General features: G+C 50.0%; 2 protein-coding genes. Both read right to left on the reverse strand.

What is annotated here, in order from left to right:
* The coding region (locus HRU21_12775; protein NRA43164.1) for an amidohydrolase family protein at positions 1 to 634 on the reverse strand (634 nt) is incomplete at its 3' end.
* 251 nt (positions 635 to 885) lie between these two features.
* Positions 886 to 2,388: hypothetical protein (locus HRU21_12780; protein NRA43165.1), on the reverse strand; the 1,503-nt coding region annotated here is incomplete at its 5' end.

Here is a 2,388-nt window from a genome sequence, read left to right on the forward strand (position 1 = left end):
GCGGATTGCCAGCAAAGTCTTCTTCTTTTATCCCCAATGCATGAATCGCCGCATCGTTCAAAAATATTTCGTGAAACGATCGATGTATCACGCCTACGGGTTTATCGCCAGCTATCTCATTGAGAAGGTCTCGCGACAGTGAGCCATGCCACAATTGGTGATAGCCCCAAATGAAGTAAAGCTCATCTGCTGAGGCGTTCCCCTGAATGGATTCGGTAATTCGTTGACGAAATTCTTTCTCACCAGCGACTCCCCTCTTCACTCCGGATGGCAGCTTCCAGTCATACGGCGCAATAATTTCGTTTTGAAGCATCACTGCAGCCAGGGACGGATGAAGGTGGGGCTCGATAAAGCCAGGCATTAACGTCGCACCCTCCAAATCGTACTCATCCGCACTGCTGCCTACACGCTGCCTGGCATCCTTGAGTGTGCCAACGAATACGATTTGGCCACTTTCCTCGATGAGAGCTTCTGCAACGTAAGGTGCATCTCCAGTCATCGTAAGTATGTGACCATTGTGGTAGATGGTAGCGTTCGTAGATTCACTCGTTGCACTTTGCTGAACCGCAACAGAGTCACATACGAAGACGGTCAGCAGACAGGCAAAGAAAACTGCTATTGGCGTGGTTTTCATATCGCGTACCTCAAACCTTACTTTTACGGATTAGTGAAAATCTCTCGCGAGATAAATAGGGTTTTATAAAACGTGTAAACTAACTGTGAGTTGCCCAAGTCCAATATTAGATAAGCGAGACGGTGAGGGCCGGAAACGGCGTGTTGTCATAGTCCTGACCAAAACGATTAGCGCGCGCGTGAGCCCTTGTGTCTGCCTGACTTACGGAATCCTTGTGCGTTACTCGCAAGTTACAGGTGGTACCTTTCTCATTAGCCTATTAGTAGCATCATTGGTCCAGCGACCATGAGTAACACGTTGCCGAATGCGTACGTGCCTGCATAACCTATAGCGGGTACTGCACTTTTGGCCTCGGCAGTCACGACACTGAGTGATGCACCACTGGTCATGGCCCCCGTTAACGCACCCATTAAAATCGCGGGGTTCAACTTGAGGACACGTGCCCCTATAAAGTAGGCAACTAAAATTGGCACTACAGTAATGGCTATACCGGCAACAATTAGTGAAGGTCCGGATGACGCCAACGTCTCTATGAAGCTCCCGCCGGCCTGTAGGCCAACACCGGCCATAAATAACAACAAACCAAACTCCATTAGCCACCAGCCAGTAGCTTCTGGCAACCTGCCAAAAGTGGGCCTGACACTGTGCATGTAACCGATCACCAACCCAGCCGTGAGCAAGCCACCTGCATTACCTAAACCGATTTCAACCCCTGCAATATGAAACGAAACTAACCCTATCAGCACACCTGCAGATATACCGAGTGCAAAAGTTAGCATGTCTGTCTCACGAAGATCTGCCTCGATGTGTCCCATAAATTTTCCGAGGCTCACTAAATTTTCTTTTTTACCCACCACGTGTAATACATCGCCCTTCTTGAGTTCAAGCTGGGCGTGATGAGGCAACTCAACACCCTGGCGCAACACCTTGCGAACGATTGCTCGAAAAGACTTAGGAATATCGAGCTCAGATAATGTCTTACCGTACGCAGCAGCGTTTGTTACGACAACCGTGCGGGTCTCTTGAATCTCAGAAATATCCCAATCTAAAGGCACCTCCGGGCCGATCTCTTGCACATCCATTGAGAACAACTCGCGCGGCGCAATCAGTTCAAGCAAGTCACCGTGCTGCAGAAAATCCTGGCTCCCGAGCGTCACCTCTTTACCGTCACGAAGAACGGTAGCAACCGGTAGTAGGCTCCCGTATTTTTCCCGCAACTGTTTAACCGGCAAATCTGTGAACGGAGCATTCTCGACGCGATAACGACGCGTGGTAATGTTGATTGGTTTGAGACGATCTGACGGAGAGTGTTCAAGATCGCGACACTCAGCCTCTAGATCTATGCCAAGCCATCTCGGTAAATATCTGATGAGAGTAATCAGGCCGGTCAAACCGAAAATGTAGGTAATCGCATAAGCGCTCGCGATATTGCCTATGATATCGTCGGGTAAATAACCGGGCGGCATCGTTATACTCGCGTCGCGAACCGCATCTTGAGCCGCCGCCAGTGTAGGAGAACTCGTCAAGCCACCCGCAAGCAACCCAGCGGCAACACCGGGTTGCATATCCAGCATGCGCGATGCAAAGAAGGCCACTGTTACCGCGCACACTGCAACAACGAGCGATACGGTAAAATATTTGAAACCGTCGGCTTTGAGAGCGCTAAAAAAACGGGGGCCAGCTTGATAACCCACCGAGAAAATGAAGAGTGCGAAACCGAGTGCTTGGTCTGCTTTCGAAATCCTAAGCCCCTC

The sequence above is a fragment of the Pseudomonadales bacterium genome (genome assembly GCA_013215025.1).
In the GTDB taxonomy this organism is placed as follows: Bacteria; Pseudomonadota; Gammaproteobacteria; order Pseudomonadales; family DT-91; genus DT-91.